The 21,642-nt window shown below is 69.9% G+C and carries 25 protein-coding genes and 1 tRNA gene; 14 read left to right on the forward strand and 12 right to left on the reverse strand.

Annotation, left to right across the window (positions count from 1 at the left end; all coding sequences use genetic code 11):
- Positions 1–9 precede the first annotated feature (9 nt).
- The 3 genes from lanM to FS641_RS14255 are packed head-to-tail and all read left to right on the forward strand — an operon-like array spanning position 10 to position 4,459.
- A complete protein-coding gene (gene lanM, locus FS641_RS14245; protein ID WP_144764943.1) occupies positions 10–2,949 on the forward strand; it encodes a type 2 lanthipeptide synthetase LanM in 2,940 nt (979 codons plus the stop codon).
- The gene (locus FS641_RS14250) at positions 2,946–3,809 is read left to right on the forward strand and encodes an ATP-binding cassette domain-containing protein (protein ID WP_144764945.1); all 864 of its coding nucleotides are present in this window, start codon (positions 2,946–2,948) and stop codon (positions 3,807–3,809) included. The genes lanM and FS641_RS14250 overlap by 4 nt, the downstream gene beginning before the upstream one ends.
- On the forward strand, positions 3,797–4,459 hold the full coding sequence (locus FS641_RS14255) for a hypothetical protein (RefSeq protein ID WP_144764947.1): 663 nt from the start codon (positions 3,797–3,799) through the stop codon (positions 4,457–4,459). Before FS641_RS14250 ends, FS641_RS14255 begins: the two co-directional genes overlap by 13 nt.
- Before the next feature lie 95 nt (positions 4,460–4,554).
- Here the strand turns inward: FS641_RS14255 and FS641_RS14260 are convergent, their stop codons facing one another.
- Positions 4,555–5,658, reverse strand: a complete 1,104-nt coding sequence (locus FS641_RS14260; RefSeq protein ID WP_260855843.1) for an acyl-CoA desaturase — start codon at positions 5,656–5,658, stop codon at positions 4,555–4,557.
- A gap of 362 nt (positions 5,659–6,020) precedes the next feature.
- Between FS641_RS14260 and FS641_RS14265 the strand changes: the two genes are divergently transcribed.
- The 3 genes from FS641_RS14265 to FS641_RS14275 all read left to right on the forward strand — a co-directional run bounded on the left by FS641_RS14265 (position 6,021) and on the right by FS641_RS14275 (position 8,224).
- Positions 6,021–6,725 (forward strand): ANTAR domain-containing protein, encoded by a 705-nt coding sequence (locus FS641_RS14265; RefSeq protein WP_144764951.1) that lies wholly within the window; start codon positions 6,021–6,023, stop codon positions 6,723–6,725.
- Between the two features lie 11 nt (positions 6,726–6,736).
- Entirely contained in the window at positions 6,737–7,498 is a 762-nt protein-coding gene (locus FS641_RS14270; protein WP_144764953.1) for a GAF and ANTAR domain-containing protein, read from the forward strand.
- Positions 7,499–7,600: 102 nt separating this feature from the next.
- Entirely contained in the window at positions 7,601–8,224 is a 624-nt protein-coding gene (locus tag FS641_RS14275; RefSeq protein ID WP_144764955.1) for a DUF3592 domain-containing protein, read from the forward strand.
- 50 nt (positions 8,225–8,274) lie between these two features.
- On the opposite strand, the gene FS641_RS14280 is transcribed toward FS641_RS14275, so the two are convergent.
- From FS641_RS14280 to FS641_RS14290, 3 genes are all read right to left on the reverse strand, one after another.
- The gene (locus FS641_RS14280; RefSeq protein ID WP_144764957.1) at positions 8,275–8,748 is read right to left on the reverse strand and encodes a hypothetical protein; all 474 of its coding nucleotides are present in this window, start codon (positions 8,746–8,748) and stop codon (positions 8,275–8,277) included.
- Between the two features lie 57 nt (positions 8,749–8,805).
- Positions 8,806–9,189, reverse strand: coding sequence for a peptidoglycan-binding protein (locus FS641_RS18170; protein ID WP_186317776.1), 384 nt, complete (start codon positions 9,187–9,189; stop codon positions 8,806–8,808).
- A 282-nt stretch (positions 9,190–9,471) separates the two neighbouring features.
- Entirely contained in the window at positions 9,472–9,711 is a 240-nt protein-coding gene (locus FS641_RS14290; RefSeq protein WP_144764961.1) for a hypothetical protein, read from the reverse strand.
- A 77-nt stretch (positions 9,712–9,788) separates the two neighbouring features.
- Here FS641_RS14290 and FS641_RS18605 point away from each other — a divergent pair, with 77 nt between their 5' ends.
- Positions 9,789–10,070 (forward strand): TetR/AcrR family transcriptional regulator C-terminal domain-containing protein, encoded by a 282-nt coding sequence (locus FS641_RS18605; protein ID WP_222122108.1) that lies wholly within the window; start codon positions 9,789–9,791, stop codon positions 10,068–10,070.
- Positions 10,071–10,121: 51 nt separating this feature from the next.
- Here FS641_RS18605 and FS641_RS14300 read toward each other — a convergent pair whose 3' ends face one another.
- Genes FS641_RS14300 through FS641_RS14310 form a run of 3 tightly spaced genes read right to left on the reverse strand, consistent with a single transcriptional unit; the run spans position 10,122 to position 12,216 of the window.
- Positions 10,122–11,147: an amidohydrolase family protein gene (locus FS641_RS14300; RefSeq protein ID WP_144764965.1), complete on the reverse strand. Its 1,026-nt coding sequence runs from the start codon at positions 11,145–11,147 to the stop codon at positions 10,122–10,124.
- Complete coding sequence (locus tag FS641_RS14305) at positions 11,144–11,896, reverse strand: SDR family NAD(P)-dependent oxidoreductase (RefSeq protein ID WP_144764968.1); 753 nt, start codon at positions 11,894–11,896, stop codon at positions 11,144–11,146. The genes FS641_RS14300 and FS641_RS14305 overlap by 4 nt, the downstream gene beginning before the upstream one ends.
- Positions 11,893–12,216, reverse strand: a complete 324-nt coding sequence (locus FS641_RS14310; RefSeq protein ID WP_222122109.1) for a hypothetical protein — start codon at positions 12,214–12,216, stop codon at positions 11,893–11,895. Before FS641_RS14310 ends, FS641_RS14305 begins: the two co-directional genes overlap by 4 nt.
- Before the next feature lie 64 nt (positions 12,217–12,280).
- On the opposite strand from FS641_RS14310, the gene FS641_RS14315 reads away from it, so the two are divergent.
- Positions 12,281–13,180 carry a LysR family transcriptional regulator gene (locus FS641_RS14315; protein ID WP_144764970.1) on the forward strand — a complete coding sequence of 300 codons (900 nt, stop codon included), beginning with the start codon at positions 12,281–12,283 and terminating at the stop codon, positions 13,178–13,180.
- 576 nt (positions 13,181–13,756) lie between these two features.
- On the opposite strand, the gene FS641_RS14320 is transcribed toward FS641_RS14315, so the two are convergent.
- Positions 13,757–14,593, reverse strand: coding sequence for an NAD(P)H-binding protein (locus tag FS641_RS14320; protein WP_144764972.1), 837 nt, complete (start codon positions 14,591–14,593; stop codon positions 13,757–13,759).
- Between the two features lie 82 nt (positions 14,594–14,675).
- On the opposite strand from FS641_RS14320, the gene FS641_RS14325 reads away from it, so the two are divergent.
- Positions 14,676–15,362 (forward strand): TetR/AcrR family transcriptional regulator, encoded by a 687-nt coding sequence (locus tag FS641_RS14325; protein WP_144764974.1) that lies wholly within the window; start codon positions 14,676–14,678, stop codon positions 15,360–15,362.
- Between the two features lie 328 nt (positions 15,363–15,690).
- Here FS641_RS14325 and FS641_RS14330 read toward each other — a convergent pair.
- Positions 15,691–15,780 (reverse strand) — tRNA-Ser (locus FS641_RS14330).
- A gap of 142 nt (positions 15,781–15,922) precedes the next feature.
- Here FS641_RS14330 and FS641_RS18470 point away from each other — a divergent pair.
- Positions 15,923–17,065, forward strand: a complete 1,143-nt coding sequence (locus tag FS641_RS18470) for an SGNH/GDSL hydrolase family protein (protein ID WP_260855844.1) — start codon at positions 15,923–15,925, stop codon at positions 17,063–17,065.
- 9 nt (positions 17,066–17,074) lie between these two features.
- Positions 17,075–18,436 (forward strand): DNA repair protein RadA, encoded by a 1,362-nt coding sequence (gene radA, locus FS641_RS14340; RefSeq protein ID WP_144764976.1) that lies wholly within the window; start codon positions 17,075–17,077, stop codon positions 18,434–18,436.
- A 110-nt stretch (positions 18,437–18,546) separates the two neighbouring features.
- On the opposite strand, the gene FS641_RS14345 is transcribed toward radA, so the two are convergent.
- Positions 18,547–18,930, reverse strand: a complete 384-nt coding sequence (locus tag FS641_RS14345) for an SseB family protein (protein WP_186317777.1) — start codon at positions 18,928–18,930, stop codon at positions 18,547–18,549.
- Between the two features lie 282 nt (positions 18,931–19,212).
- Between FS641_RS14345 and FS641_RS14350 the strand changes: the two genes are divergently transcribed.
- The 3 genes from FS641_RS14350 to FS641_RS14360 all read left to right on the forward strand — a co-directional run bounded on the left by FS641_RS14350 (position 19,213) and on the right by FS641_RS14360 (position 20,260).
- On the forward strand, positions 19,213–19,419 hold the full coding sequence (locus tag FS641_RS14350) for a cold-shock protein (protein WP_123655181.1): 207 nt from the start codon (positions 19,213–19,215) through the stop codon (positions 19,417–19,419).
- Positions 19,420–19,535: 116 nt separating this feature from the next.
- Positions 19,536–19,961, forward strand: a complete 426-nt coding sequence (locus tag FS641_RS14355; protein WP_144764980.1) for a hypothetical protein — start codon at positions 19,536–19,538, stop codon at positions 19,959–19,961.
- A gap of 101 nt (positions 19,962–20,062) precedes the next feature.
- The gene (locus FS641_RS14360) at positions 20,063–20,260 is read left to right on the forward strand and encodes a hypothetical protein (RefSeq protein WP_144764982.1); all 198 of its coding nucleotides are present in this window, start codon (positions 20,063–20,065) and stop codon (positions 20,258–20,260) included.
- A gap of 24 nt (positions 20,261–20,284) precedes the next feature.
- Here FS641_RS14360 and FS641_RS14365 read toward each other — a convergent pair whose 3' ends face one another.
- Entirely contained in the window at positions 20,285–20,968 is a 684-nt protein-coding gene (locus tag FS641_RS14365; RefSeq protein WP_144764984.1) for a hypothetical protein, read from the reverse strand.
- A gap of 64 nt (positions 20,969–21,032) precedes the next feature.
- Complete coding sequence (locus tag FS641_RS14370) at positions 21,033–21,575, reverse strand: amino-acid N-acetyltransferase (protein ID WP_186317778.1); 543 nt, start codon at positions 21,573–21,575, stop codon at positions 21,033–21,035.
- Between the last annotated feature and the right edge of the window lie 67 nt (positions 21,576–21,642).

Consider the following 21,642-nt stretch of genomic DNA (forward strand, 5'->3'; position numbering starts at 1 on the left):
AAGAGGCGGATGATCAGCATCATCGACGACGACTCGCTGCGCCGACTGCCGATCCCCGCGCCGCAGCTGCTCCACTGGGCCGGACCGGAACTGGCTGCTGCGCGGAACGAACTCCGACGCCGGATGGAGACGTCCGAGCTGGGGCACTCCGCCCGCCGACTCGCCGAGCTCGCCCTGGCCGAGCTCCCACACCGCCTGCTGGTCCGTCTCCTCCATCGCCCGCTCGTGCTCGAACTCAACGTCATGCGTGCGCAGCAGCTGCTCGTCGGTGACACGTCGACCGCGCGGTTCGACTGGTTCGTGGAGCAGCTGGCCGACGAGTCGTTCCGGGAAGCCCTCTGGGCGAAGTACCCGGTCGCCCGGACGGCGTTGGTCCAGCACCTCAGGACGTGGAACGCGAACGTGCTGGAGCTCGTCGAGCAGTTCGACGCCGATCTCCCCCGGCTCCGCGATCTGCTCGCGACGACCGAGGACCCCGTCCCGGAGACCCTGACACTCGCCAGTGGCGACAGCCACCGCGGAGGCAAGAGCGTCGCGGTCATCGGCCTCCGCGGCGGCGGGCGCCTCGTCCACAAGCCCCGGAGCGGAGCGCCGGAGGTCCTGTTCGCCGAGGCGGTCGCCTGGGCGAACCGATCCGGCTTCGCGCCCGCCCTCTCCGCCACGGCCGCGCTCGACCTCGGCTCCCACAGCTGGGTCAGGGCCAGCGAACCGGCTCCGCTCACGTCCCGCGAGGACGCGCACCGGTTCCACCAGCGCGTCGGCGGCCTCCTGGCCCTGTCGTACGTGCTCTCCCTGACCGACGTCCACCGCGAGAACCTCGTCGCCGCCGGCCCGGACCCGGTCGTCATCGACCTCGAGACGCTCCTCCACACGTCCCTGCGGACCGAGGGTTCGGCGGACGACCCGGAGCGGACCGTCCGCGCGCTGACCATGTCGAGCGTGCTCCTCACCGGGCTCCTCCCCAGCCCGCGGCTGCACCGCGTCGGTGACGACGTCCTGGCGAGCGACGTCAGCGGGCTCTCCGGCGACGCCACCGGGCCGACCGCCCTCGGCGAGCCCTGGTTCGACGACGTCGGGGCGGACACGATGCGGGTCTCGGTCCGCAAGACCGCGCTCGGAGCGGCGCAGAACGTCCCGGTCCTCGACGGCGTCCAGCTGGACCCGCTCGCGTTCGAGCCGGACCTCCTCGACGGCTTCGAGCGGATGTACCGGCTCTGCCATCGGCATCGGGCGGACCTGCTCGCGGCCACCGGCCCCCTCGCGTCGTCCGACAGCACGCCCGTCCGGCACATCACCGGCGCGAGCGAGATGTTCGCGCGCCTGCTGTGGAACAGCCACCACCCGGACTTCCTGCGGGAACCGGGCGCGCGGGAGTCGTTCCTGGCCCGGGTCCGCACGCGCCACGGCGACCTGGCGAACGGCGACCTGCTCGCAGCGAGTGAGCACCGACAACTCGTCGACGGCGACATCCCGGTGTTCCACGCCGTCGGCGACTCCCACGCCCTCACCGGCGGGGACGGCACCGTCGTCCCTGACGTGCTCCGGTCGAGTCCGACGGAGGTCCTCCGTTCCCGGCTCGAGTCGCTCTCCGAACAGGACTGCGACCACCAGCGCGCGGTCCTCCAGGGGTCGCTCCGCTCGGTCGTCCGCCACGGCAGCGACCGATGGCCAGCACCGCCACCGCGCGGCAGGGCAGACGACACCCACGGCGACGACGGCGCCTGGGCGCTCCGGGAGTCCGTCGCCATCGGTCGTTCCCTGCTGCGGTCCGCCGCCTGGGTCGACGACCAGCCGCACTGGCTCGACCACGAGCTCCAGGGCGGTGCGTACTGGACGCCCCGGCCCGCGGGCGACGACCTCTACGCGGGCCGGCCGGGGATCGGGGTGTTCCTGGCGCGTCTCGGACACGCAGTCGGCGACGACGCCTTCGTCGACGTCGCGTGGCGGATCCTCGACGGCACCCTGGCACGGCCACGCGGGGACGCCGGCCGCGGCTCCGCTCCGCTCGGGTTCGCCAGTGCCGCCGACGGTGCGGTCACCCTGGCCGCGACGCTCGCCGACGTGACGGGCGACACCGCGCCGCTCGCCGCGCTCCTCGACGGACTCCACGAGGCGTACCGCGACGCCGTCGCGGCGGACACCGTCCACGACGTGATCGGCGGGACCGCGGGGACCCTCCTGACCCTCACGGCGACGACCGCACACCTGCCGCCGAGTCCGGCGCTCCTCGCCCTCGTCGAGCACGGATGCGACCACCTGGCGGCGGCCGCTCGTCGTTTCGGCACCGGCGCGGGGTGGCCGTCGGCCATCGGGTCCGGCGCGCCCCTGTCCGGGTTCTCGCACGGCAGCGCCGGCATCACGCTGGCGCTCGCACGGGGAGCACTCCTGCTCGGCACGGAGCGCTTCGATGCCGTCATCGAGTCCGCGCTGCGGGCCGAGTCGGACCGCTTCGACGACCGGCGGTTCGGTTGGCCCGACGCCCGTCCCGGCGACGAGACCCCGATGTCCGCCTGGTGCCACGGGACGCCCGGAGTCGCACTCGCGCGGGCGTCGATGCCCGACCGCCACCACCGCGGCATCGTCGTGGTCGACCTCCGGAAGGCATCCGCCGTGCTCCGGCGGCGGCACGGGGTCGACGGCCCTCCGGCGACCGCGAGCGATCTGTCACTCTGTCACGGCATGCTCGGTGAGCTCATGATCATCGACACCGTCACCGCCCACGACCCCGAGCTCGTCCCGGTCCGCGACCGCCTGCTCCACGACGTCCGGGACTCGGTCCGGCGGCGGGGTTGGGGGTGCGGGGCCCCTGCCGGGCTCCGGACGGTCGATCTCTTCACCGGGCTCGCCGGCCTCGGTCTCGGACTCCTCGCTGCGTCGGCACCGGGGACCGTCCCGACGGTGCTCGCCGGAGACACCGTCCGCCGGGACGCCGCGGAGGTGCACGGGTGAGCACCGCACTCCGCGCCATCGGCCTCGGCAAGCGGATCGGGCGGGCGACGGTGTTCCGGGACGTGGACCTCGAGGTCCCGTCCGGTGCGCTCGTCCGCATCGCCGGTGGGAACGGATCCGGCAAGTCGACGCTCATCCGCGTCCTCGCGGGCGTCTCCGTCCCCACCCACGGACGGGTCCTGACGGACCCGGTTCCACGGGCGATCCTGCCGGAACGCTTCGTCGGACCCGAGCGGTTCACACCCGTCGAGTACCTGACGCACATGGGCCGCATCCGAGGCCTCGACCCGACGGCGACCCGGCAGAGCACCACCGAGCTCGTCGCGGCACTCGGTCTCGACGCACACGCGCAGACACGGATCGGTGCGCTCTCGAAGGGCAACGCGCAGAAGGTCGCCGTCGCGCAGGCATTCCTCGAGCCGCCGACCGGGCTCCTCTTCCTCGACGAGCCGAACACCGGACTCGACGACGCCGCCGCAGCCACCCTGAACCGCCTCGTGCAGGATGCGCAGCGGCGCGGCTGCGCGGTCGTCCTCTGCGAGCACGAGCACTCGCGGACCGCCCGACCGGACGTCACCTACCGCCTGCACGGCGGGACGCTGCGCGCTGTCGACGACACCGCTGACCAGACCACGACGGCGGTCATCACGGCGCGCCGCCCGACGGCGTCGGCCGACCGCCGCGTCGACGTGCCCGGGTGCGGTCCGGTCGAGGCGGACGGGTACGACCCCGTCAGCGCACGACTCGGCCGCGAGCACGTCGACGACGCACTCCGGGCGTTGCTCGCGAGCGGGTGGTCGGTCCTCGAGGTCCGTGTGGACCCGGAACGCGGCGAGGAGGCGACCGGATGGGCGCGGTGATCCGGTACGTCGTCGCCCGCAGCCTGACCTCGCAACGGTGGGTGCCGCCCATCGTGTGCTTCGTCCTGCTGTCGGCCGCCACCTACGCGGCCGGCGGGGACGCTGCGGGGACGGGTGCCCTGCCGGCGCTGCTGCTCGTCCCGATCGTCACGTGGACGACGGTGACTGCGCTGCACAACGACGACCGGAGCCAGGTGGCGATCCTCGCCGTGAGCGTCGGCGGCGTCGTGCGGGCCCGGGTCGCGGTGCTCGTCGCGAGCGCGCTCCTCGGACTGGTGCTCGGCACCGTCGCCGTCGCCGCCGCCATCGCCGTCGACCCGGAGCACGGCGGCGAGGTCGGTGTCTGGCGGACGGCCGCCGCGCTCGAGGTCACCGTCGTCGGCTCCGTCCTCTGCGGGGTTGCGCTCGGCCACCTCTGCGCCCGGCCGGTCGTCCGACGCATCGGGTACTCGTGGCTCATCGGCGTCCTCAGCTGTGTCCTGCTGATCGCGGTGCCCCGCTCCCCCTGCAACCACGCGTTGGCAGCGCTGTCGTCGCCGGATCCGGCGACGCTCCTGCCGACGGTCGCCCTCGACGCCGCCGTCGAGGCCGTCGCCGCGGGGGTGGTGCTGCTCCTCACGGTCCTGGCGTACCGGCGCTCCGCGCCCTGACGAGCGGTCCCGGACGGGACGACGGACGGGAGGCGCGGGGCGGGCCGGCACCGAGCCTCCAGTCCGGGGGTGGTCGCGTCCTGCGCCCCGCCGGCTCAGCGGGTGCGGTACTGCTCGACCATCGGGCAGGCGAACGGGTCCCGTGCGGCCGAACCGACCCGGTTGAGGTACTGCACGACGATCACGTAGGAACGGATGAGTCCCGTCTCGGTGTACGGCACGTCGTGCTCGGCACAGAACCGGCGGACGAGGACGCGCGCCGCGCGCAGGTTCGGCCGCGCCATGTTCGGGAACAGGTGGTGCTCGACCTGGTAGTTGAGACCGCCCATGCCGTACTCCAGCCAGCGACCGCCGCGGATGTTGCGGGAGGTGAGCACCTGCCGGCTGAAGAAGTCCACCCGCTGCCCCGGCTCGATGATCGGCATGCCCTTGTGGTTCGGGGCGAACGCGATGCCCATGGAGAACCCGAAGACGGCGAGCTGCACGCCGAGGAACGCGAACGCCATCCCCACGGGGAGGAACCAGAACAGTGCGCCGATGTAGAGCACGAACCGGGCGAGGAAGACGCCCCCCTCGCTCCACCGGCCCTTGACGGCGGTCCGGCTGCAGTAGGTCCGCATCGACTGCCAGTGCAGGTTTGCGCCCTCCAGCAACAGCATCGGGAAGAACACGTACCCCTGGATCCGCACGAGCCCCCGCATGACGCCCCGCTTCGCCACGGCGTCCTCCGGTCGGAAGGAGATCGCGTCGAAGGAGATGTCCGGGTCCTTGCCCACCGTGTTCGGGTTGCCGTGGTGGCGTGTGTGCTTGTGCATCCACCACGCGTAGCTGACCCCGGCGAAGAACGTCCCGCCGTACCGCGCCGCGCGGTCGTTCCAGACGTGCGACGCGAAGACCTGCCGGTGCGCCGCCTCGTGCGAGAGGAACGCGAACTGCGTGAACACCACACCGAGGACCCCGGCGACGACGAGCTGGAACCAGGACGCTCCCAGCAGTGCGAACGCTCCGCCGGCGCCGACGAGCACGACGACGAGCACCGCGAACACGGTCCAGTAGTAGCCGGTGCGGCGACGCAGGAGCCCGGCGGCCTTCACCTGCTGCAGCAGTGCGGAGTAGGTCGACGTCGAGGTCGGGGTGCCGTCGCGGGGTCGTGTGCGGACCACCGGCGTGGGCACCGGTCGGGCAGGCGTTCGGGTCACCGCCCGACCGGTGGTCTGGGGCAGCTCGAGGCTGGTCGGAGGCGACTCGAGGCTGGTCTGGGCCAGCTCGGTGCGGTGCTCTCGAGGCTGCAACGTGCTCAGGACTCCCTGGTCGACATCGTGACGACGGAGGTCGTCTCGGCGGCCGGGGGCTGGGGCAGCTGGATGCAACGCTAGAGCAGGCGCACGGACCCGGCAAGCCCACCGCTCGGGACGGGCCGAACTGCGCACTTCGTCCGTCCGCGTGTAGCGTCCGGTCCAGACGTTCATCCGAACGTGCACGACGCGGCACGGAACGGGAGGTCTGTCGTGGATGCTCCTCACCCGTCCCCGGGCGCTCCCGCCGAGACACGGCGTGGACGATGAGCAACGACGACTTCGTGACGGCGATCGCGGCGCTGTACGGGGCCGCCGACGACGACGACCTGTGCGCGCCGTTCCTGCTGGCACTGCCGGTGACCGGCGCCGCGATCACCACGTTGAGCACGCCCTTCGCACCGGAGATCGTCTGCGCGAGCGACCCCGTCGCCACACGTCTGGCCGACATCCAGATCGACCTGGGCGAGGGGCCCGCCTGGGAAGCGATGCGCACCCAGCGACCGGTCTCCGAGCCGGACGTCCAGACCGCGACGTCGGAGCGCTGGCCGATCGCGCTGCTGGCGATGAGCGAGATCGAGGTCGGTTCGGTGTTCGCGTTCCCGCTCCGGGTCGGCACCTTCTGGATCGGTTCCGTCGACCTCTACGACACGACCGCCGGACCCCTCGCGGCCCGGACGGTGCAGGACGCGATCGCGCTGACCGACGCTGCCGCCGGGCAGGTGCTGCGCCGAGCACTCGACAGCGCCGACGAGCGCAACGACGGACGCACCGACATCGGCCACCAGTCTCGACGTGAGGTGTACCAGGCGTCTGGCATGATCGCGGCTCAGACTGGAGTCGGTGCAACCGACGCGCTCCTGCTCCTCCGCGCCTACGCGTTCACCGACGGCCGTTCCGTCCGCGACCTCGCCCACGAGGTCATCGCGGGCACGGTGGACTTCACCGACCGCACCGACACCGCTCCGTGAGGACACACGCCATGGCACGAACCCGAGAACAACAGCTCGTCGAGACCTTCGTCACCATCACCGACACGCTCGTGTCCGACTACGACCTCGTCGACCTCCTCCAGTCGCTGGTCGACAACGCAGCTGAACTGTTCGACGCTGCCGCGGCCGGCATCCTCCTGACGAACCAGCGGAAGGAACTCGAGGTCCTCGCGTCCACCAGCGAAGGCAGCAGCTTCATGGGACTCCTGCAGCTCGAGACCGGCGAAGGCCCCTGCGTCGAGGCCTTCGCGACGGGCCAGACCGTGTCGGTCGAGAGCCCGGACCAGATGCAGGATCGCTGGCCCCGCTTCGCCGCCGCCTCCGCGGAGCTCGGCTTCGCGTCGGTGCACTCCGTCCCCCTGCGCCTGCGGGACGCGACGATCGGCTCGATGAACCTGTTCCGGCTGACCACCGGGGCGCTGAACGACGAGGACGCGATCGCTGTCCGGGCTCTCACCGACGTCGCGACGATCAGCATCCTGCAGCACCGCACCGTCGAACACGCGGACCTCGTGCAGACGCAGCTGCAGCACGCCCTGTCGAGCCGGATCGCCATCGAGCAGGCCAAGGGCTTCCTGGCGCACACCCACCGCGTCGACCTGGACACGGCGTTCACGCTGCTCCGGTCCTACGCCCGCGCGCACCAGCTGCGCCTCGCGGACGTCGCTCGGGACGTCGTGAACCACGTCGTCACCGTCCCGGACCCCGGGGCCCGACCTGCAGCGCCGGCGGAGGACGATCCGCAGCGCTGACCCGGGGCGCCGCGCCCGGTCCGCCGTGGACGGTTGGTAGGTTCGGCGTGTGGGGGACGGGGAGACGTGTGCGCCGTTCGGCGTGACGCACGTCGGGGTGGCATGAGCAGCACGAAGCGGGGCGGGCGCGGGCGCACGCGCCGACGCGGACGCAGGCGTCCGAAGCTCACGTGGTCGGGCTTCTGGCGCGGCCTCGGCGGCGTCGTCCACGATGCCGGCCCGCGGTACGGGAGCCTGTTCGGCTCGTTGTTCCTGCTGGTCGCCGTCGTCGGGCTCCTGGGAGCCGGCAGCTCCCTGCAGCAGAACACCGAGCTGCGCGCGCACGGCGGACGCACGGACGCCGTCGTCGTGCGGGTCGAACGGGTCCACCACACCGGCTACCGCGGCGGGAGCTGGAACGAGTACTGGCCCGTCACGCGCCAGACCGTCGACGGCGAGACCTTCGAGGCCTCGCTCCGGCGCTACGCGGTGCACGACGACACCTACCGCCGGGGCGAGCACGTCACGGTGCTCTACGACACCCACCACCACCGCACCGTCGCGCTCGCGAGCGACGAGGCGCGCGACCGACTCGTGGGCCGGGTCCGCGGCCGGATCGTCCTCGGCGGGTCGATGCTCGTCGTGCTCGCCGTCTGCCTGCCGATCGACATCCGGCGCACGGTCGCGAAGCGGCGGGCGGGGCGGCGGCCGAAGCCGGCGGGGACCGCGCGGCGGCGGGTGCGGTAGGGCGTGAGCGGCCCGGCGCTCAGCACCCTGCGCGGCCGGCTCGTCGCGCGTCACGAGACGCGCAGGCCTCCGTCGCCGCCGATCGTGACCGTACCCGTCGGGAAGGACACGTTCCCGCACGCGGACGACTCCTGGCCGACGGCCAGACGCGACGTCACGCGGCCGACCTGCTGCTCGCTGATCGTGTCGGTCGCCGTGATCCGGAAGGCATGCCCGGACGGGTCGGACGACGGAGCCGTGATCGAGTCGTCTGCGGTGACGTCCTCGCACGTGCTGTCGAGACAGACGGACAGGGTGTGCCCCGGGTGGGCGGACGACCACGCGGTCGCATGGACGGCGATGGTCGCCGTCGACTGCCGCGCACCGCTACAGCCCGTGACGCTGCACCCGGAGACGGCCCCGAGCAGGACGACGCCGATCGCCAGCGCGCCTGCAGTCCTCCGAGCCCGCACGGGGAGGACGCCGGCGCCGGTGCGGGAGCGGGTCCCCGCCGGTACGGACCGGGCAGCGCGGAGCCACGTCACGACGGCGGGGTCAGACTCGAGCCCGAGCAGCGGTGGCCTCCCCGCGACGCGACGGGATCAGAACCTGCAACCAGCGTCCACTGCCCATCCGGTCGGGCCGGCGTCATTGCACAGATCGCGCCACGTGCGCGGACCGACGACACCGTCCGAGGACACGTGGTCGTAGTTCTGGAAGTTCTCCACCGCCCACACGGTGTTCGTTCCCCAGACACCGTCGATGGCGATGGTTCGCCCGCCGTCTTGGTCGTCGACGTTGTTCAGCATGCCCTGGATGTCTTCGATACATCCGTGGTTCGTGGTGTTCCACCCCCACCCGAACGTCGTCCCGGTGCAGTTGGACAACGCGGAGGCTGGCGATGCTCCGAGAAGCACCCCACCGAGCGTGAGTGCGCCTGCAGCAGCTGCGGCAACAAGACGGTTCCGCACTTTCCTGGTGATCATCTTCGTCCCCTCGAGTATTCCCTGATGCCGCGAGGTTGCCCGTTCCGAACGGCTTCGAAGGCCGGATGGAGGCCACCGGAACACCGTTGTCCGGGCAACACCCAGGCAGTCAACGTGGTGATCGCGATCATTGCATGGCCTGCGAGCTCCGTGCGAGCTGTCTGTCGGAAGCCACAGGGAAACCGTCACGGTGTCGTCAGTCAGGACCTCCGCGTGGTCCCGCATCGGTGGCTCATGGTTCACCCCGCTCCGCCAGTGCGGACCGGGCAGCGCGGAGCCACATCACGACGGCGGGGTCGAACTCGGGGTCGGCGCGGTCGATCCGGAGGCGAACACCAGCAGGACGAACAGCACGCCCCCGGCCAAGACCAGGCTGTTGATGACGACTCCGGCGATGGCGGCCTTCCGCGGGCGCCGACCGAGGTCGATCGCCCCGAGCACGAGGCCGACCAGCGGCACGATGACGAACCCGGCGGTTGTGCTGCTCCGATGACGAGCGGTGAGGCGACGGTGAGCAGCCATCGCTGTACTGGCACTTCAAGAACAAGGACGGCCTCTACTCCGCTATGGCGGCCGCCGCCATGGCACCCCATGCCGCGATGCCTCTCCCCAAAGTTGGCGACGACTGGCAGACCTGGTTCGTCAGCAACACCAAGAGCTTCCGTCGCGCACTCCTCCGACGCCGCGACGGCGCCCGGCTGCACGCGGGGACGCAGCCGATGGGGTCGGCGCGGGAACGTAGCGAAGCAAAGATGTCCTTCCTCGTTCAGCACCTGACAGAGACCCTCCTCGCCCTATCAGCCCCCTCCCCTCATCCGCACCTCCTACTTAGTCCCAATAGCCGATCGTCAACCGGACGCTTGTCGCACCCTGCGCAGTAGCTCACTTGTCGTCCGGATGGTCGCGGCCCTCCGGACTCAACTGGCGCGCCATCAGTGGATGTTGAACACCCGCTCGGCAGTGCGGTGACTGACATAGGCCAGTTGGTCGTCGTCGAGTCGCGCCTCGCGCAACAGCGCGATCGCGGTACCCGGGTCCTCGTAGGGCGCGTCGATGGCGAACATGACGTTGTCTTCGCCTGCAGCAGCGAGGGCGAACTCGAGAACGGCAGGGTCGTCGATGCCGCTTGTGGTGATGACGAAGTTCCTACGGAAGTACTCGCTCGGGGTCAGCTCGAGATACGGCATCGCGCCAGCGGCTCCGGGAACCTGGGCGGCGAATGCTCGTCGACTGTCGATACGACGCAGCCAGTACGGGATGCCCTCGCCCAGGTGACCGAGGACGACGGTGAGGTTCGGGTGCCGGTCGAAGGTCCCGCTCATGATGAGCCGCATCGCATGCAGTCCCGCTTCGGCCTGGTAACCCCAGATCGCCGCTTGGAGGCCATACGCGTCGTACGGTGCAAGCACGCTCGGGAAGCGAGGGTGAAGGGATATCGGTGCCTGGTGGGCCTCGGCAGCGGCGAGGAGGGGTTCGAAGCGCGGCTCGTCGAGGTATTGGCCGTGCGTGTGGGAGTTGATCATGATCCCGTTCAAGCCGAGGGGACCCATGATCCGGGCGATCTCGTCCGCGGCGGCTTGAGGGTCCTGCGGTGCGAGGGTGCCGAGCGCGGCGAAGCGTGTCGGGTGGTCCGCGACGATCGCCGCGAGCTCATCGTTGACCGTTCGAGCAAGCGGTACGGCGTCTTCGGCTTGGAACGGTTGCACGCCGGGCGGGTTGATGCTCAGCACCGCCATCGCCTGTCCGGCAGCGTCCATGTCGGCCAGCCGCGAATCGATGTCCGTCAGTGCCGACCGGTATGGGTCGCAATCCTGCACGACACGGGTGAGTTCGACTTCCCTCCGATCGGCCGGAAACGGTTTGAAGGCGCGGGACGCGGATAGGAACGTCTCGGTGGCGATGTGCTCTTCCGCAGCGATGATGCGGCCCGTGCCGAGACGTGCGGTCTGCAGGCTCATGCGCGGCGCCCTCCGTCGACCGAGAGCGTCGTACCGGTGACGTAGGAAGCCTCGTCCGATGCCAGCCAGATGACGGCGGCAGCCACCTCCTCCGGTGTGGCAAGCCGACCGAGCGGGACCGAGGCGTCGCCAATGTCCGGCGCGTCTCGGCTGCCGGCGACGTGGTCGAACATGCGCGTGCGGGTCATCGACGGAGCCACGGCGTTGACTCTGACGCCGTGGCGTGCGAAATCGACTGCCGCAACCTTTGTGAGCCCGACAACGCCGTGTTTGCTGGCGACATATGCTGGCGCCGCCGGGATGGCGAACAGTCCACCGCCTGATACGACGTTCACGATCGCGCCGCCCCCCGCGCGCGCCAGTGCGGGGATCTCATGCTTCAGGCAGAAGAACGTCCCGGTCAGATTGATCCGGAGAACGCGCTCCCACGCATCGGCTGGCATCTCGGTCAGGTCAACCCCGGTGGACGCCACGCCGGCGTTGTTGATGGCGATGTCGAGTCGGCCGAACTCCTCGATCGTCCGCCGCACCGCGTCTTGCACGGCTGCCTCGTCGGCGATGTCCGCGACGACCGCGATCGCCCGACCCCCAAACATGGTGATCATGTCCGCGGTCGCCGACGCGGCGTCCCGATCGACGTCCACGACCGCGACGTGCGCTCCCCGATCGGCAAGGCCGGTCGCGACTGCCTGACCGATGCCCAATCCGGCACCGGTGACGAGCGCCACGCGTCCGGTGAGCGCGCTCACGCGTTCACCTCGTGGTTCACCCACGCAACCCGGTACGGGTGAAGCGCCTGCCACCGGTGAATCACGTCTCCCGCGCCCGGAGCAGCGAACAACGCGGCGAGATCCGCCTCGTCGGCCACCAGGAACTGCAGCACCGCCGTGGCGATGAACGCCGGGATGTTCTCCTCACCGGCGACGGGGATGTGCCGCCGGGACTGGAAGCCCCGGACGATTCCGCTGGCACGCATCGCCGCCTCGACGTCAGCGACGAACTCGGCCAGGTCGTCGTCGGAGACCGGTTCAGTGAATGAGACAAGCATGGTGTGATTGATCATGGGCATCAGTCCACCCTCTTCATCACTGGTAATCCAATACCTCCTGGATCACACCCGATAACCTGATGGCATGGAATTGCTCGAGATCCGCGAGATTCGCGCGTTCATGGCCGTCGCCGAGCTGCTGCACTTCGGACGCGCTGCGGCCCGGCTGCGGGTCGCGCAGCCTGCGCTGTCGAAGACGATCCGACGGATGGAGGAACGGCTCGGGACGGCACTGTTCATCCGGTCGACGCGAAGCGTCACACTGACAGCAGCGGGCCGTGCGCTCAAGGAGCACGGAAGGCACGCACTCAACGCCGTCGACGCCGCCGTCGACCGGGTACGTCGGGCAGCCGAAGGCTGCCGTATCCGCCTGGTGATGAAGGCCGGCGGCGACGCGGGCATGCTCTCGGTGCTCCTCACCGCTCACAGTGCGAACGCAGCCGCCGACCGGGTGGAAGTCGTCTTCGCCGGCGGCGCGGAACGCACACGACTCATCCAGGAAGGGAAAGCCGATGTCGGGCTGCTGTACGTTCCGTTCGACGACACCACCGGGCTCCGCACCAGCACCCTCCTCGCCGAGGACCGCGTCGCGATCCTCCCCGAGACGCATCCGCTCAGCGAACGTGCCGAGATCGATGCCGCCGAACTCGACGGCGAACTGTTCCCGCGATGGGTAGGAGTGCCGGACGACCGCCTGGACGCGCCGGAAATCACCGACGTGGCGGAGCTGATCCCGCTGGTGCACATCGGCCGGGTCGTCGCGGTCCTACCGCGCTCCCTCGTGACCCCGACGCCTCCCGGGATCACGTGCGTCCCGGTCCGCGACGCCGAAACCAGCAGCATCGTGCTCGCATGGCGAACAGACGAACAACGAACGAGCGTCCTCGCATTCGTCGAAGCCGCAATACGAGCTACTCAACAGTCCGCAGAGCCCCGAGCATCGAGCGTTGCCCCGCCCCATGCAGAGGCACGACCGTCTCGATAACCGATCGGCTATCGAGACCCTGTTCTCGCTGCGTCAGTGCCTGTGAGCGCAAGATTGAGGTTGTGCGTTTCGACACCGGTTTGGCCGCCGCCGACGCCCCGTCCCGCCGGGCGGAGGTTGCCGCGCTCCGGCGCCCTGCTCGACGAGAGCTGGACGTTCGATCGGCAGGGAGACCGTCACCACGACCAGTACGGGGAGGGCGTCCTTCACTCGGTCGACGGGCCGGTGGAGGTCAGCTCTGCCCGCAGTGGCACGGTAGCTCCTCCGGTTCGACTGCTCACCCCGGAGGTTCTGCCCTTGTGGGGCTCGCCCGCAAGCTCTCCTGGCCTTGACCGCCCCCTATCCTCGATCTCCTCGACCGCTACAACATCCCCTGGATGAGGATCACCTCCCGGATGGGGAACTCGAGCACAGCAGGGACGCTACCGGGACCTCCGGCGCGGCCGTCCGGTGACGCCACCTCAGCCCTTCGCGACCTCGGCGCGCTGCCTCCACCGCCACCCACGGGCGCGTCTGCTGGGTGAAGGTTGAAGCTGACATCACTGTGTCTTCCGTTCTCGGTCCGAAGGTCGTGGTTCAGCGGAACAGGTCGGCGTTGTCCTCAACCCAGGTCCGGAACGAGCGCGACGGCTTCCCGGTGATGCGTTCGTACTCGGTTGAGATCTCGGGGTTGGTCCCGACGGCTTCGCGCCAGTCCTTCACGATCTGCCGCACCCACACCTCGGGGACGTACTGGGAGAGCATTGCGGTGGACTCCGCCTCGGTCTGCTCGATCACTGCCACGGGGCGGCCGATCACCGCACCGATCGTGTCTACCTGCTGCCGCAGCGTCAGCTGCTCCGGACCGGTCAACACCGGCGCCTGCCCGATCAGTTCGTCCCCGCTGAGCGCGATCACGGCAACATCAGCGATGTCCTGCTCGTGCACGGGCGCCTGTACCGCATCCGGGTAGGGCAGCGGCACCGCGCTCTCCCCTTGCACACCCCAGCTCCACCGGGCGGCGTTGCTTGCGAACCCGCCCGGGCGGAGGAACGTGTACGCGATCCCGGACGCTTCAATGGCGCGCTCGACACGGATGAAGCGCGAGCCGTTGAAGTCCGAAGCCGCACCCGGGAACGTCACCGATGACGAAGACAGCAGCACCACGTGCTGCACACCGGCCGCAGCGAACGCTGCGATCAGCACTTCTGGCTCCGCCAGATCCGCGTAAAGAAACACCCGGTCCACGGACTCCAACGCCGCAGTGAACGACGCCGGATCATTCAGATCCGCCGCGAACACCTGCACCTCGGCCGGCCACGTCAGCTTCTCCGGGGTACGGCTCGAGGCACGCACTTCCTCGCCCCGTTCCGACAGCCCGGCAACCACCGCCCCGCCGACTGCACCACTTGCACCAACAACCAGCACTGACATGACATCCTCCTACACTTACGAACAACGTTCGCGAACAGTATTCGTAACGAACGCCGTTCGTGTCAAATGGTAGACTTGCGCCATGTCTGAACGGAGAGCAGCTGTCGCGGTGCGACGTGGCCGCGCGGCGAAGGCCCCGCTGACGGCGGAATCGATCCTGGAAGCCGCGCTGGGCCTCATCCGGCAGCACGGAGTGGATGCGGTGGCGCTTCGGCAGGTAGCCGAGCAGGTGGAAACCGGTCCGGCGTCGCTTTACGCGTACTTCGCTGGCCGCGATGTGCTCCTTGAGCACGTGCTGGATGCCGCATACGGGCAGGTGCAGCTCGTTGACGCTCATGACCATGCGGATGGCTGGCGTGGGGCTCTCGCTGCAACGATCGTCAACACGGTCGAGACCTTGGAGCAGTACCCGGGTCTGGGTTCCATTGCGCTCGGGACAATCCCTGTCCTGCCCGGCGCGCTCCGGCTCGCCGAGCACGAACTCGCCCTCATGGACGCGGGAGATGTCTCGGCCGATCGTGCCGCGTTGGCGGTGGATCTCATCGCACAGTTTGCCGCCTCATCCGCGATCGAGCGAACCGTCCGCTCGAGCAGCCGCGGGGGTGACGGGGAGCGGGAGCAGGTGCACACTACCTACGCGAACGCCGACCCGGGGCGATTCCCCCGCATCCGCCAGCACGCCGCACTCCTGACGGCCCCCGACGAGCAGGCTCGGCGCGGATTTGCGATCCGGGTGCTCATCGATGGGATCGAAGGCTCCACCTCCTGACCACGCCAGCCGCTCACCGGAGGATCTCGACCAACACCACCCATGCCTCCAGGACGGCCAACGGTCTGCAGGTCGGCGATGTCGATCTTCAGGAGGGTCGCCTGCAGCGCTTTGAGCGTCATCGGCTTCGCCCGTCGGGCCGGAACGGACCGGGTGCGGCGGATGCCCTTGAGATGATTGATTCGGGCTCCGGCTCAATGGTGACCCCGGGCCCGTCGCCGGCGCCGCCGCAGTGGCCGCGTCGAAGCCCTCCGCAGCACGAGCCTCAGAGACGCAGCGCGGGCCCTCCCAGGAACAAGAAAACCCCCGCGTGAACGGGGGTTTTCTGTGGCGGTACCGGTGGGATTTGAACCCACGGTGGAGTTGCCCCCACACATGTTTTCGAGACATGATCCTTCGGCCGCTCGGACACGGTACCGGGGAAGAGTTTACACGATCCGGGAGGCTGCTCGCGACACCGCAGGTCGGCTCACCCTCCACAGGCGGTCACTTCCAGGTCCCCTCCACACCCTCAGACTCCCCTCTGATCCGTCCTGGCCAGCGGGCGTACCGTCCTCGACATGAAGACCCGCACCCTCATCGCTCTCGTCTCCTCGATCGCCGGCGGCCTCGCTGTGACCGGTGGAGCCGCGCTCGGTGCACGGGCGGGAGTGAAGGGGCAGCGCGCCGCCTCACAACGCGTCGTCGAGATGCTGCCGACCCACGCGGAGTGGTGGCGCGAACGACTCCACCACGAGGGACAGATCACCTACCTGGCGATCGGCGACTCCGCCGCACAGGGCGTCGGCGCCACGGTGCCGTCCCGCGGCTACGTCGGCCTGCTGGCTCGACGGATCAAGCACCGCTCGCGGATGACGGTGCGCGTGGTGAACCTCAGCGTCTCCGGCGCGACGACCTGGGGCGCGAAGCAGGAGCAGCTCCCGAAGCTCGGGAAGTTCACGCCCGACGTCTGCACGGTGTCGATCGGCGCGAACGACATCGCCGACTTCCATCCCGACAAGTTCGAACGGAACCTCCGTGCGATCTACGCCGCCGTGCCGTCGCACGCGATCGTGGCCGAACTGCCGTGCATGTTCGTGCCGGATCGGGAGCGCAAGGTGGCGGTCGCGAACGAGATCGTGCACCGTGTCGCCGACGAGCTCGGGCTGACCGTGGCTCCGTTGCACGCGATCACGAAGCGGGTCGGCCTCCGCCGGACCTTCTTCAACACCTACGGCGACCTGTTCCACCCGAACGACCGCGGGTACGAGATCTGGGCGAGCGCGTTCGAGCCGGCGATCGACGCGCGGGTCGACACCGTCGCGGCGATCCGGCACTACCTGTCCGCGCGCGAGGCCGAAGACCTCGGGCGAGAGGCGGGAGCCGTCGCCAACCGCCGCGCTGAGCAGGACACGGTTGGCGCGGAAGCGCTGGACCAAGCGGACCGCCCGAGCCGGGTGGAGCGACTCCGCCAGCGGATGACGGGGTCGGTACCGGTCCCGGTGCCGCAGCACGACGACGACGCTCGACCGACCGGACAGACAGCAGCCGGCGACAGCACCGGACCCGACGACAGCACCAGCACCAGCACCAGCACCAGCACCAGCACCGACGACAGCACCAGCCCCGCCGACGGCACCAGCTCCAGCACCAGTGCCGACAGCACCCACACCACCCCGGACGCACCGTCCGGCCGCGCGGGTGATGTCGGCGGCGACGCCTAACCTCGTCCCATGGCCCGCCCCCAGTCCTCCTACCGCTGCTCCGAGTGCGGCTGGACCACCATCAAGTGGGTCGGCCGTTGCGGCGAATGCCAGTCCTGGGGCACGGTCGAGGACACCACCGCGGCCACGGCGAGCGTCCGTGGCACGAGCGCGGTCGCCGTCACGGGGACTCGCGTCGCGCAGCCCATCACCCAGGCCCGGGTCGGCGCAGTCCCGCGCTGGCGCTCCGGGATCGGCGAGTTCGACCGCGTGCTCGGCGGCGGCATCGTCCCCGGCGCAGCCGTCCTGCTGAGCGGAGAGCCCGGCGTGGGGAAGTCGACGCTGCTGCTCGAGGTGGCATCACGTGCCGCAGCGTCGGGCAAACGCGTCCTCTACGTCAGCGCCGAGGAGTCAGTCGACCAGGTCCGCCTCCGTGCCGAGCGCACCGGCGCCATGCACGACGACCTCTACCTGGCGAGCGAGGTCGACCTCGGCGTCATCCTCGGGCAGATCGACCAGGTCCAGCCCGACCTGCTCATCGCCGACTCCGTGCAGACGATCTCCTCGGCGACGATCGACGGCATCGCGGGCGGTACCTCGCAGGTGCGTGAGGTCGCGTCGACCCTGATCCGCGAAGCCAAGCAGCGCAATCTCCCGGTCCTCATCGTCGGCCACGTGACGAAGGACGGCTCGATCGCCGGCCCACGGCTCCTCGAGCACCTGGTCGACGTGGTGTGCCACTTCGAGGGTGACCGGCAGACGGCCCTCCGGTTCGTCCGAGCGCTGAAGAACCGCTTCGGCCCCACGGACGAGGTCGGCTGCTTCGACATGGCGGGCGACGGCATCCACGAGGTCCCCGACCCGAGCGGCCTGTTCATGTCCCGCAACGGCGCCCCGGTCTCCGGCACGTGCATCACCGTCGCGATGGAGGGTCGTCGGGCGCTCCCCGTCGAGATCCAGGCCCTCGTCGTCCCGAGCTCCGCGCCGCAGCCCCGCCGCGTCGTGAACGGCGTCGACTCGTCGCGTGTCGCCATGTTGCTCGCCGTCCTCGAACGACGAGCGGGCATCAAGCTCTCGGACGCCGACGTGTACGTCTCGACGGTCGGCGGGATGAAGCTCACGGAGCCGGGGGCCGACCTCGCGATCGTCCTCGCCCTGGCGAGCGCCGCGCGGGACCGCCCGTACCCGCACACGCTCGCGGCGATCGGCGAGATCAGCCTCGCGGGCGAGATCCGGCAGGCGACCGGTGCCAAGCAGCGCGCGAGCGAAGCTCGTCGGCTCGGGTTCACGACCGTCCTCGGCGCGGACGCCGAGCACCTGCGCGAAGCGCTGCGCGTCGCCTTCGACCTCACGAAGTCCGTCCGGGAACGCGAACTCGACGCCGCCTTCTGACCCCCACCCCGGACACGGGCACCAGCGCCACCGCAGAAGCCAGAACGATCGCCGAAGCCGAACCAGCACCACCACGGCAGCGAGCAGCCGGCGTCAGCCCCCTGTCCGGATCACGCGCGCAGGGCCGCCAGCAGGTCGGCGGGTTCGGCCTGCATCGTGTGCGGCCCCGCGATGTCGAAGAACACACCCTCGAGCGACTCGAGGTGCGCCGCCAGGAACTCCTCGAGCCGAGCGGCGTCGTAGACCATGACCTGGCGGATCTTCTCGTCCGGCACCATCGCCGTGTAGGCGTCCGCCGACGAGAACAGCAGCAAGATGCGCTTGTCGGACCCCTCCCGTCCGAACACCCGGACCTGCATGTCCTTCTTGCCGGTGACGAGCCGCGGCACGATCACGATGTCGTTCCGGAGCGCGAACGCCACCGCTGCCACGTCCTGCTTCGCGAGGGCTTCCTCGAGCTGTTCGCTCCGGAAGCGCTGTTCCTTGTCTGCCATCACCATCAAGTTCACCAGATTTCCCTCCGAGCGGACGAACTGTCTAGGCGTGGAGGCCTCGACCCTGTAGGTTGGTGACACCGCTTCTGCGGCGCCCAACGTCCGGGCGGGGTGGTCACACTCCCCCGACCGGACTGCACAGGGTCACTGGCTCAGGCCTGACCCCGAACCCGTCCCGCCGGCACCTGCCCGCGTGGCGCATCACCCTCGTCGACATACGTCGAGGCTCCGTCTGCGTGTCATACCGCGATGGAAAGCAAGAACAGTTAAGGAAACGCCATCATGGCAACTGGAACCGTCAAGTGGTTCAACAACGAAAAGGGCTTCGGGTTCATCGCCCCGGACGACGGCAGCGCCGACGTCTTCGCCCACTTCTCGGCGATCTCGGGCAGCGGTTACCGCGGCCTCGAGGAGAACCAGAAGGTGGAGTTCGAGATCACTGAGGGCCGCAAGGGCCCGCAGGCGGAGAACATCTCCGTCATCGGCTGAACCCCTGGGGAACGCTGACCGTCATCCGGTCGGCTGACCCCGAACACGACCGCGGTCGGACTCGATCGAGCCTTCGTCATGACGAAGTTCGATCGGCCGGCCGCGATCGTGTTTTCATGACCAAGAAGCGCACAGCAACAGCAATCACCCTCGCCGTCGCAGCCATCGGCCTGACCGGGTGCGCACAGATCCACCAGCAGGTCGGGGACGCTTGGTCCGTCACCTACGAGGTCACCGTCGACTCGCCGGACGCGACACCGCTCCACGACGTCCGCTACGTCGGCGCCGAGACCCGCGGGGCCGCCCCCGAAACGCACACCGTCGCGTCGACGTCGACGAAGGCGACCTCGGGCGCGAACACGACGTGGACCCACGAGTCGATCGTGCTCGCCGAGGACGACGCCTCCGTCCGCGCCACGCCTCCCGCGGACGTGACAGCGTCGTGCCGCGTCCTGCTCGACGGCAAGAAGGTCCTCATCGAGGAGCACGGCGGCCTCGGACAGACGGTGCGCTGCGCGGCGACGACGCCGAAGTTCGGCTGAACCCGCTGCCACGGCACGCGGGCCCGGCCCCAAGCCGGACGACGTCCAGGCAACAGGTCTACCGTCACCGCCATGACCATCGCACCGCTCAGGACGATCTGATGCCGAACCGCCTGCGGTGGGACCAGGACTCCGATCGACACTGGAACGTCTGGATGGGGTCCGAGCGTGTGTGCGAGGTGACCTGCTCCGGCCAGTTCGTCGTGTCCTCCCCTGACCACACCATCGAGGGCGGCCACTCCTCGCTGGAGGGTGCCGTCGCACAGGTGCAGGCATGGGTCCGCTGGAGCGGGGTCTGACCGGACCCCAGGTCCGGCTCTGCGTCAGTTCAGGATGAACTGCGCCGTGTCCGCCGACGTGATGTTCCCCACTGCGACCTGCAGGTGGTAGCTCGCGCCCCCACCGGTCACCGACGGCCGCGAGGAGTCGCACGTCGTCGTCGACGAGCGCGTCCGGTCCCAGGCGATCGCCGGGGTGGTGAGCGTCTGCCCCGCCTTGATCGTGACGTCCTGGTTCGTCCCGCCGGTCTGGCAGTCCTTCGAGGACCAGTACTGCTCCGCACCGGAGCTGATCGTCAACACCTGCTGCGACGACCCGAGGTCCATGTGGCAGGAGTTCTTGCCGGTGTTCTCGATCGACATCGCGATCTTCGGGTCCTCGGTGGGTCCGTAGGAGCTCTTGTCGAGCACGGGCTTCAGCGTGATCTGGTCCTTCGAGCACGTCGAGTCGTCCCCGGCAGCGGAAGCCGACGCCGACGCCGACGGTGCCGCCGAGGGGTCGTCAGCAGCAGCGGACCCAGAGCCAGCACCAGCACCAGCACCAGCAGACGAGGACGCAGACGGCGACGCTGACGGCGTGGTCGCCGCCGACGGCGCTCCGCTCCCGCGCCCCACGACGATGAGCACGATGACGAGGACGACGACCACGATCACGCCGGCCACGGTCGCACGGCGCCGCCAGTAGACGCCCGGCTTCTGCGGGCCGACGGGGTGACGGAACGAGGACATGCGCACAGGGTAGACAACGCCCGGCGGGCCCCGGCGGAACCCCGCCGAGGAGCACCCGAAAGCGTCAGAGGATCTTCAGCATGCGGGTGTTGCCGAGGGTGTTCGGCTTGACCCGGGCGAGGTCGAGGAACTCCGCGACCCCCTCGTCCGACGACCGGACCAGCTCGGCGTACACCTCGGGCGAGACGACGCTCTCGCCGATCTCGAGGTACCCGTGCTTCGTGAAGAAGTCGACCTCGAACGTCAGGCAGAAGATGCGCGCGACCCCGAGCTCGCGGGCGTCGTGCTCGAGCGCCTCGAGGATCCGGTGCCCGACCCGCTTGTGGATCCAGGCCTGGTCGAGCGCCAGCGTGCGCACTTCGGCGATGTCGTCCCAGAACACGGCGAGGGCCCCGCATCCGATCGGCACGCCGTCAGGCCCTTCGGCGATCCGGAACTGCTGGATCGAGCCGTAGAGCGCGACGTTCTCCTTGCCGAGCAGGATGCGCCGGTCGACGTACGGGGCGATGAGCCGCTGGATGTGCGGGACGTCCGACGCCAGTGCGGGTCGCACCAGGATGCCGTGGTCGTCCCGTTCGTGGAACGCGTGCTTCCCGTGCTCAGTCATCGCACCAACACTAGCCCGCGCGCGGCACCACCGGCCCGGCAGGGGGACGCCACCCTGTGTCGCGCCC

This window comes from Curtobacterium sp. 9128 (assembly GCF_007673775.1).
Lineage (GTDB): Bacteria > Actinomycetota > Actinomycetes > Actinomycetales > Microbacteriaceae > Curtobacterium.

Coding starts and splice junctions, on each gene's coding strand:
- lanM (WP_144764943.1), top strand. CDS start 10: ATGATCAGCATCATCGACGACGACTCGCTGCGCCGACTGCCGATCCCC.
- FS641_RS14255 (WP_144764947.1), top strand. CDS start 3,797: ATGGGCGCGGTGATCCGGTACGTCGTCGCCCGCAGCCTGACCTCGCAA.
- FS641_RS14265 (WP_144764951.1), top strand. CDS start 6,021: ATGAGCAACGACGACTTCGTGACGGCGATCGCGGCGCTGTACGGGGCC.
- FS641_RS14270 (WP_144764953.1), top strand. CDS start 6,737: ATGGCACGAACCCGAGAACAACAGCTCGTCGAGACCTTCGTCACCATC.
- FS641_RS14275 (WP_144764955.1), top strand. CDS start 7,601: ATGAGCAGCACGAAGCGGGGCGGGCGCGGGCGCACGCGCCGACGCGGA.
- FS641_RS18170 (WP_186317776.1), bottom strand. CDS start 9,189: ATGATCACCAGGAAAGTGCGGAACCGTCTTGTTGCCGCAGCTGCTGCA.
- FS641_RS14290 (WP_144764961.1), bottom strand. CDS start 9,711: ATGGCTGCTCACCGTCGCCTCACCGCTCGTCATCGGAGCAGCACAACC.
- FS641_RS18605 (WP_222122108.1), top strand. CDS start 9,789: ATGCCTCTCCCCAAAGTTGGCGACGACTGGCAGACCTGGTTCGTCAGC.
- FS641_RS14300 (WP_144764965.1), bottom strand. CDS start 11,147: ATGAGCCTGCAGACCGCACGTCTCGGCACGGGCCGCATCATCGCTGCG.
- FS641_RS14310 (WP_222122109.1), bottom strand. CDS start 12,216: ATGCCCATGATCAATCACACCATGCTTGTCTCATTCACTGAACCGGTC.
- FS641_RS14315 (WP_144764970.1), top strand. CDS start 12,281: ATGGAATTGCTCGAGATCCGCGAGATTCGCGCGTTCATGGCCGTCGCC.
- FS641_RS14320 (WP_144764972.1), bottom strand. CDS start 14,593: ATGTCAGTGCTGGTTGTTGGTGCAAGTGGTGCAGTCGGCGGGGCGGTG.
- FS641_RS14325 (WP_144764974.1), top strand. CDS start 14,676: ATGTCTGAACGGAGAGCAGCTGTCGCGGTGCGACGTGGCCGCGCGGCG.
- FS641_RS18470 (WP_260855844.1), top strand. CDS start 15,923: ATGAAGACCCGCACCCTCATCGCTCTCGTCTCCTCGATCGCCGGCGGC.
- radA (WP_144764976.1), top strand. CDS start 17,075: ATGGCCCGCCCCCAGTCCTCCTACCGCTGCTCCGAGTGCGGCTGGACC.
- FS641_RS14345 (WP_186317777.1), bottom strand. CDS start 18,930: ATGGCAGACAAGGAACAGCGCTTCCGGAGCGAACAGCTCGAGGAAGCC.
- FS641_RS14350 (WP_123655181.1), top strand. CDS start 19,213: ATGGCAACTGGAACCGTCAAGTGGTTCAACAACGAAAAGGGCTTCGGG.
- FS641_RS14355 (WP_144764980.1), top strand. CDS start 19,536: ATGACCAAGAAGCGCACAGCAACAGCAATCACCCTCGCCGTCGCAGCC.
- FS641_RS14360 (WP_144764982.1), top strand. CDS start 20,063: ATGCCGAACCGCCTGCGGTGGGACCAGGACTCCGATCGACACTGGAAC.
- FS641_RS14365 (WP_144764984.1), bottom strand. CDS start 20,968: ATGTCCTCGTTCCGTCACCCCGTCGGCCCGCAGAAGCCGGGCGTCTAC.
- FS641_RS14370 (WP_186317778.1), bottom strand. CDS start 21,575: ATGACTGAGCACGGGAAGCACGCGTTCCACGAACGGGACGACCACGGC.